A 7,672-nucleotide genomic window follows, 5' to 3' on the forward strand; every position below is an offset into this window, starting at 1 on the left:
CCGACGAGCATGTCGGGATAGTGATTCAGGTACGTTTTATCCGCAATAGAAAACCAGTCATATTTTCCCGACAGAAATCCGGTTGCGGTGAGCCGTCAACGAGCCGCTCCACCTTCTCGTCGGAAAAACGTTCGTTTATCCAACACTTCGCTCAGGTTGCTATCGACCCCTTGCCGACCTTCGGAAGGTCCGCTCCCAGGCTGTTGAGGTAGAGGCCAACGTCCGGGTTGGGTGGCAACCAGACCTTGGCCCATCGTCCCGAAGCAGACGTTCCACTCCCGGCCGATGTGCCCGCTAGACATCTAGCAGGATCAGCTCCTATGCCGATCGGCGTCGGCTCAAGGCGCGACACCAAAGCGGACAAAGAAGCCGTCAGGATCCTGGGGTCCCACGCTGGTCCCTAACGTGCTTGGCGAAGCGTCCCGACCGACGAACGCCACAGCGGGCGTCAGGGCGGCAAAGCCAGCGATAAGGGCCAGGGCGAGAAGAGCTTGAAGGTTGCGCATGATCGGACCTGTCTGTGTGTGATCCGATCATGGCGGCCAACCCTGAACGACCACATCAAAGTAATCTCGAAAATTTGATCTAACCTCCTGAAAGCACCAAATTTGCCTGACTGTGCGTTGTACAACTATGATTACAACTGAAGGGTGCATGCAAGACTATTAACTACTCTGCGCGATAGACTGTTGTCATTGCTGTGTGGTTGGCCCCGCCGGTCAAATCGAGTGTTAGGCCACGGGCCGGTCGAGACGCAGTCTGCCAGATTGCCCATCCGCTAGTCTGGCGCAGCTCGAAGCAGGATCTCATGACGTTCCGCGTTGGCACTCGCATACAGCTCATCACGCTGACCGCACTCGCCGGCATGACATTGCTGATCGGGCTGGCAGGCTGGGATGTGTCCCAAACGGTTACGGAGGCGCGCGAGCTGAAGACGTGTGACCTCGTCGAGACTGCGCAAGGGGTGCTCGCCTACTTCGAGGGCGAGGAGCGCGCCGGCCGAATGAGCCGCGATACCGCCCAACAAGCGGCTGTGGCGGTGGTTCGGGGCCTACACTACGCGGGCAGCGAGTACTTCTGGATCCAAGATATGCACCCGCGCATGGTCTTGCATCCCAAGGCCGAACTGATCGGTAAAGACATCGGCGGGATTGTTGATCCGGCGGGCAAGCACCTGTTCGTGGATGTGGTCGAGCAGGTGAAGCAGTCGGGCGCGGGCTTCGTCCCATACCTGTGGCCGAAGCCCGGTCTGGATCAGCCGGTAGCGAAGATCTCCTACGTAAAAGGCTTCGCACCGTGGGGATGGATCATCGGATCGGGCATCTACGCGGACGACACCGCAACGCAGATGCGACCGACCTTGATGCACCTGCTTGGCGGTGCGTCTATCGTCGCAGTGATGATCGGTCTGCTGGCTACGCTCATAGGCCGTAGCGTGGTGCGGCCGGTGCGAGCCATGACGGCGTTCATGACCAGTCTCGCCGCGGGGGATCTGAGCCGAGAGGTACCGGGCGTAGAGTGTCGGGATGAAATCGGTGCCATGGCGACCGCCGCGCAGGTATTCAAAGACAACCTGATCCGCACCCAGGCGCTGGAGGTGGAGACCGCACAGGCGCGCTTGGCCGCCGAGGAGCAGCGCAAGGCCGGGATGCGTCAGATGGCCGACGGCTTCGAGGCGGCGGTCGGTGGCATCATCAGCATGGTGTCGTCCTCGGCGACCGAGCTGCAGGCCACGGCCCAGACCATGACCGCGACGGCGACAGAAACGGCGAGCCAGTCCACGACCGTGGCCGCCGCCGCCGAGGAGGCCGCCACCAACGTCAACACGGTGGCCGCGGCGGCCGAGGAGCTTGGCTCATCGGTGCAGGAGATCAGCCGCCAGGTCGATGGCTCAGCAGCTCTGGCGCTGCAGGCTGTCGCCGAGGCCGATCAAACCGGAACGTTGGTGCAGGAGTTGAGCACGGCGGTCTCGCGCATCGGCGACGTGGTCGGCATCATCTCCACCATCGCCAGTCAGACCAACCTGCTGGCGCTTAACGCCACCATCGAGGCGGCGCGGGCCGGGGAGGCGGGCAAGGGGTTCGCCGTGGTAGCCGCCGAGGTGAAGGCGCTGGCCGAGCAGACTGCAAAGGCGACGAGCGAGATCTCGGGACAGATCATCCGGATCCAGACCTCGACCAGCCAGGCCGCTACCTCGATCGGTGGCATCACCGGGCGGATCCGCGAGATCAGCACCGTGGCTTCCTCGATCGCGGCGGCCGTCGAGGAGCAGGGGGCAGCGACGCAAGAGATCGTGCGCAATGTCGGCCAGGCAGCGATGGGCACCGGCGAGGTGACCAGCAACATCGCGGGCGTGGCCGGGGCAGCCGAGGAGACCGGGGCTGCAGCCAGTCAGGTACTGGGGGCGGCCACGGAACTGTCGCGCCAGTCCGAGCACCTCGCCGCCGAGGTTGGGCGCTTTCTCGCTACCGTGCGAGCAGCTTAACGCTGAGCTGTGGATCCGCTTCGACGGGTGGATTACGCCGCCAATTAGGTGCCGGAGAGCGCACCTTCTGAACTTCTGCAACGGGTCGGAAGCGGGAGGACCGCTCAGGGGCACTCGACGTCAGAGAGCCTTGCGATTGGATCGAGTGGGAAGTGGTCGTTGCGGCCTGTCCAACGGGAAGGCCCTATCTCTCCCCCGCAGAGGAGATGAGTTATGCCGACACAGACAGTCCTGGCCGCTGCAACGGCCCTGGCGCTTGGACAAGGAACGCCGCAGCCGCTTCCCTCCACCCAGGCTACGACGACTTACCATCGGGTCGAGGTAAATGGTGTTGGCATCTTCTACCGCGAGGCAGGGCCGCGCGATGCGCCCACGATCTTACTGCTGCACGGCTATCCGTCGTCATCCCGGCAGTGGGACCCGCTGCTGCCGCTGCTCGCCGATCGCTACCACCTGATCGCGCCGGACTACCCTGGCTTCGGTCAGAGCGATGCGCCGACGCCCGCGCAATACACCTATACCTTCGACAACCTCGCCGCGACGATGGAGGGCTTGACCGCGCAACTCGGCCTCGCGCGGTACACGCTGTTCATGCAGGATTACGGCGGCCCGGTCGGCTTCCGCATGGCGCTCGCCCATCCCGACCGGGTGAGCGCGCTGATCGTCCAGAACGCCAACGCCTACGTGGAGGGGCTCGGAGCGAAGTGGCAGGGCATCGGCCAGTACTGGGCCGACCCCGCAGCCCATCCCGAGCAGGTCGACGCCTTCATGTCCCTCGAAGGCGCCAAGCAGCGCCATCTCGGCACCAGCCCGAACCCGGAGCGGTACAACCCGGACACCTGGATGGACGAGTACGCGATCCTGTCCCGGCCGGGTGAGCGGGACATCCAGGCGGCCCTCCTTTCCGACTACCAAACGAACGTCGCATCCTATCCAGCTTGGCAGGCGTGGATGCGCGCGCAACCGCTGCCGACCCTCGTGCTGTGGGGTCGGTACGATCCCTCCTTCATTGTGCCAGGAGCCGAAGCCTATCTGCGCGACACACCGAAGGCAGAGTTGTACATCCTCGATGCTGGCCATTTCGCGCTAGACGAGGCGACGGACAGGATTGCTTGGCTGACACGTGACTTTCTCGGCCGCAGCATTGGAACCTCGACAGCCCCATCATCCGTACCTCGATAGTGCCGGGGCCTCTCCCCCGAACGTCGGAGAGGGGTTGGAGACAGAACGTCCGCTTCGCGGCGAAAGGCCAACGTCCGATTGCCATCCTTCCCGGACCCTGCCGTATGTAGCTACATACGTCGAGAAAACAGTCATTTCCCTGACATGCTGCGTTAGGATGCGCAAACTTATGACTGGGATCATCCTCCTCAGTGGCTGGAGCAGTGTACGATGTATCTGGGGCTCCGCACAGGTCAGCGTCGCATTTGGTGTTCACTTCGAGCCAAGGTAGGCGATGCGTTTAGCGGAGCTGCATCATGGACTCGCCGACCGAAGCCTTCGAGCATGCGGAACATGCCGAGCACGCAGCTCACTCGGGCAGCAGGTTCGTTGCCAGCGTCGCTATGACAATCGCCATTCTGGCCGTTCTAGCTGCCACTGTGGCGAGCCTGGAAACTATCGAAAGTGGATCGGCCACCTCAGCCAAGAGTGAGGCGGTGCTGTTTCAGAACCAGGCGAGCGATCAGTGGGGCTTCTTCCAGAGCAAAAGCCTGAAGAAGAATATGTACGACATCGCCACCGTGCAGGATCCCGCGCACGTTGAGGATTTTACGGCTAAAGCTCGCATGAACGAAGCGGAGTCGCAGAAGATCCAGGCCAGAGCGCAAAATTTGGAGCAGCGATCCGAGGAGTGGCTGCACGAGGGGCAACATCACGAACACCGACATCATCGCCTGACGCTTGGGGCAACACTCCTGCATATCGCGATCGCCATCGCGACCATCTCGATCATCACGGGAGGACAGCGCTGGCCCTGGTTCGCCTCCCTGGGCCTTGGTGTGGCCGGTACGGTCGCGGCAGGAACCGCCTACCTCTTTTGATGCCGCTCAGCCTTGTCGGACGTTCGATTACGAGATTTGAGTGGTCCAAATGGCCAGCCTTCTCCTTGTTCGGGAACGCTCGTAGCAGCTCGACGAGTCTCGCAGTAACAATTCATTAACATCTGTCCACGAACGTTCTGTGAGGAGCATCCGTGCAGCCGACGATTGATAGGATCCAAACCAGGGCTGTTGATTTCTGGCTGGCCCGCGGTGCCATCGCTTTGGTCGCAGGGCTGCAACTGCTCGTCGTGAACGATCTCTCATTCGGACCGCGCTGGCTTGCTCCTGCTCTTGAGATCGCCTTGTTGATCCCGCTCTCCGCCGCGACGGCTTGGAACCAAGGTCGTGCACGCCGGGCTAGGACGCCGGAGCACTGGGATCTGGTGCTGCATCATCACCGCCTTATCCGGTGGGCGGCCATGGTGCTCACTACGCTGATCACAGCCATGAACACGGCTGCCCTTGTGGCTCTCGTGCGAACTCTGCTGGCCGGAAAGGCCGGGAGTGGGCCGACCCTGCTCATCGACGCGCTGAACATCTGGGGCACGAACGTTATCATCTTTGCGCTCTGGTTCTGGGCCGTGGACCGAGGCGGAGCGGTCATGCGCGGTCATCCTAAGGCTGCAACATCCGACTTCCTCTTCCCCCAAATGACACTTCAGAGGGACGGCAAGTCCCCACCGTTCGTGCCCGGGTTCGTCGATTACCTGTTCCTGTCCTTCACGAACGCGACGGCCTTCTCACCCACGGACACCCTGCCACTTTCACACTTGGCAAAGCTCCTGATGATGGTGGAAGCTCTTATTTCGCTCCTCACCGTCGCCCTGGTCGCTGCTCGGGCCGTCAATATCCTGGCCTGATGGTTGGACACTGAGCTTCCTGCAGGGCTACGGTAGGCTGTCGACCCGACAGCACCCGAAGCAAGGATCTCCGTGAGCGATCGACGGACAGTGTGGCGAAGCCTCGCACTTGCACTCACGATGAGCCTGCCCGGTGCCGTAGCCCAGGCACAACAACTCCTGCCGAACGGGCTGGAGGGCGCCGGCAACCATCTGCGCACATCGGTTGCTCAGCCGGAGAGTACCAGTCAGGCTTCGGGGGGCTATGTCCGCTCCGTCGAGCCCTCGCTCGGTCCGCTCGCCGATCCCTTCGGCCTACGGGCCTTCTTGAAGCCGCAAGGCATCGAGTACAGTCTCACCTACATCGTCGACGTGCTCGGCAATCCAACAGGTGGTGTGCGGCGAGGAGCCATCGTTGAGGATCGCTTGAACCTACGTCTCAATCTCGATCTCGAAAAGATTGCAGGGTGGGAGGGTGCAACGATCCATGCCAATGCGTACTTCATCCATGGTACTGGGCTGTCGCGCTACTACGTTGATAATTTGCTGACGACAAGTTCGATCGAAGCTTTGCCCGCATCACGCCTCTACGTACTGTGGTTTGACCAGACGCTTTTCGATGGCAAGCTTGCCATTCGAGCAGGACAGCTTGCCGTCGACACCGAGTTTTTCGTGAGTCAGACCGCGACCTTGTTCATGAACACGACCTTCGGCTTCCCAGCTCTCGGTTTCCTCAATCTGCCGGGTGGCGGGCCGATTTACCCGCTCGCGTCGCCTGCCATTCGAGCGCGCTACAAGCCGAACGACAACCTGACTTTCCAGGTCGGCCTTTACGACGGCGATCCCGGAGGTGCATCCCGTCTCGGCCCTGATGCCGAGCCTCAGCGTTTCAATCGAACCGGGACGAACTTCCGGACGAACGACCCAGCCCTGGTGGTGGCAGAGGTCGTGTATGCCTACAACACCGACAAAGACGCGAGTGGCCTTCCAGGAACAGTAACACTCGGCGGCTGGCAGCATTTCGGCCGCTTCGATGATCTCCGGATCGATAGCGCAGGACAATCGCTCGCCGATCCCCTCTCGACAGGGGTCCCACGGCAGGTGCGGGGAAATGCCGGCATTTTTGGCGTCCTCGACCAAACGCTCTACCGCGAACCTGGAAAGGACGACGAGGGGCTGAGTGCGTTCGTACGTGGGGGATACTCGCCTACGCGTAGCAGTCTCGTTGACATATATGTCGATGCAGGGCTTGCCTATAAGGGCTTGTTCGACAGCCGTGAGGACGACACTCTCGGCTTAAGCGTCGGTCACGCCCGGATTTCAAGGGACGCGCGACAAGCCGACAGGGATCAAATTTTCTATACCGGCATGGCCATGCCTGTTCGCAGTGCTGAGACTGTGTACGAGGTCACCTACCAAGCCGTGGTGGTTCCAGGATTTACGGTGCAACCCGACTTCCAATACATTGTTCATCCGGGCGCAGGAATAGCCAATCCTCAGGATGGAACAGGCCAGCGGATCAAGAATGCTGCCGTTTTAGGAATTCGAGCAGCAGTTCAGTATTGATACATCGCAGTCAGAAAATTGTATACTTTTCATGTGATTTGGTTTTGAAGGAGCGCTTTTGTCTCAAGAATTTCGACGGCCTCTCTGGGCAAAAATGCGTTTCGCTGCTTTGCTTCTGGGCATTGCAGGATCAGCTCCGGCGAGCACTACCCTTGCGCGTGATCTCGATGCCCTGTCGCGTCTACTGGTTCCAGCGGATTTGGCTCTGATGGTAAGCAACGTCTGCGCTGCCACAGACCCCTCTTTCTCGCACGATCTTAGCGGCCCGCACGGCACCATTCCGGAATACGCCCAGCGCGTGAAGGATGCGGTAAGTGACAACTTGACGCCAGAACAAGTGCAGATCGTCCTGCACAAAGCAGCCGACGCTGCGCGAGTGAGAGCCTTGCGCGCGCTCCAGGCAGCAGCTTCTCCGGATGAGGAAGAGGAACAGGGGAAAATGCACGAATGGTGCATGAAGGTAGTGAAACCATTTGTCCAAGCGTTCATCAATCGTCAAGAAAAAAATACAGACAGTTTTAGTCAAGAAATAGATCATGCTAAATCAGACTAGACGTACTCACGGTTATTATCGGCGCCCATCCGGTGTCTCGACGTAGCCTAGGGCCTGTCATCGCCTGAACGGATTGCCGGGGCTCGCGTTTTCATCTTTCTGAGGCAGGAGGGATGATGCTGAGCGACGCGCAATGGTCTGAACTGGAGCCCCTGGTGGAGGCGTGCCGGCCCAAGGCCAAGACGCC

Annotated in this window: 6 protein-coding genes; all 6 read left to right on the forward strand. The window is 60.8% G+C overall.

Annotated features, from left to right (window positions below; all coding sequences use genetic code 11):
* Positions 1-808 precede the first annotated feature (808 nt).
* The 6 genes from MKK55_RS16965 to MKK55_RS16990 all read left to right on the forward strand — a co-directional run bounded on the left by MKK55_RS16965 (position 809) and on the right by MKK55_RS16990 (position 7,485).
* Positions 809-2,485, forward strand: coding sequence for a methyl-accepting chemotaxis protein (locus MKK55_RS16965; protein ID WP_243936639.1), 1,677 nt, complete (start codon positions 809-811; stop codon positions 2,483-2,485).
* A 213-nt stretch (positions 2,486-2,698) separates the two neighbouring features.
* Positions 2,699-3,667, forward strand: a complete 969-nt coding sequence (locus tag MKK55_RS16970) for an alpha/beta fold hydrolase (protein ID WP_243936641.1) — start codon at positions 2,699-2,701, stop codon at positions 3,665-3,667.
* Between the two features lie 296 nt (positions 3,668-3,963).
* Positions 3,964-4,527, forward strand: a complete 564-nt coding sequence (locus MKK55_RS16975; RefSeq protein ID WP_243936643.1) for a DUF4337 family protein — start codon at positions 3,964-3,966, stop codon at positions 4,525-4,527.
* Between the two features lie 152 nt (positions 4,528-4,679).
* Positions 4,680-5,387, forward strand: coding sequence for a hypothetical protein (locus MKK55_RS16980; RefSeq protein ID WP_243936645.1), 708 nt, complete (start codon positions 4,680-4,682; stop codon positions 5,385-5,387).
* Positions 5,388-5,507: 120 nt separating this feature from the next.
* Positions 5,508-6,932, forward strand: a complete 1,425-nt coding sequence (locus MKK55_RS16985) for a carbohydrate porin (RefSeq protein ID WP_243936649.1) — start codon at positions 5,508-5,510, stop codon at positions 6,930-6,932.
* Between the two features lie 208 nt (positions 6,933-7,140).
* The gene (locus tag MKK55_RS16990) at positions 7,141-7,485 is read left to right on the forward strand and encodes a hypothetical protein (RefSeq protein WP_243936647.1); all 345 of its coding nucleotides are present in this window, start codon (positions 7,141-7,143) and stop codon (positions 7,483-7,485) included.
* Positions 7,486-7,672 lie beyond the last annotated feature (187 nt).

The sequence above is a fragment of the Methylobacterium sp. J-059 genome (genome assembly GCF_022829485.1).
In the GTDB taxonomy this organism is placed as follows: Bacteria; Pseudomonadota; Alphaproteobacteria; order Rhizobiales; family Beijerinckiaceae; genus Methylobacterium.

Excerpts from the sequence above, each read along its gene's own strand:
- MKK55_RS16990 (WP_243936647.1), top strand. The coding sequence starts at position 7,141 with ATGGTAAGCAACGTCTGCGCTGCCACAGACCCCTCTTTCTCGCACGAT.
- MKK55_RS16970 (WP_243936641.1), top strand. The coding sequence starts at position 2,699 with ATGCCGACACAGACAGTCCTGGCCGCTGCAACGGCCCTGGCGCTTGGA.
- MKK55_RS16975 (WP_243936643.1), top strand. The coding sequence starts at position 3,964 with ATGGACTCGCCGACCGAAGCCTTCGAGCATGCGGAACATGCCGAGCAC.
- MKK55_RS16985 (WP_243936649.1), top strand. The coding sequence starts at position 5,508 with ATGAGCCTGCCCGGTGCCGTAGCCCAGGCACAACAACTCCTGCCGAAC.
- MKK55_RS16965 (WP_243936639.1), top strand. The coding sequence starts at position 809 with ATGACGTTCCGCGTTGGCACTCGCATACAGCTCATCACGCTGACCGCA.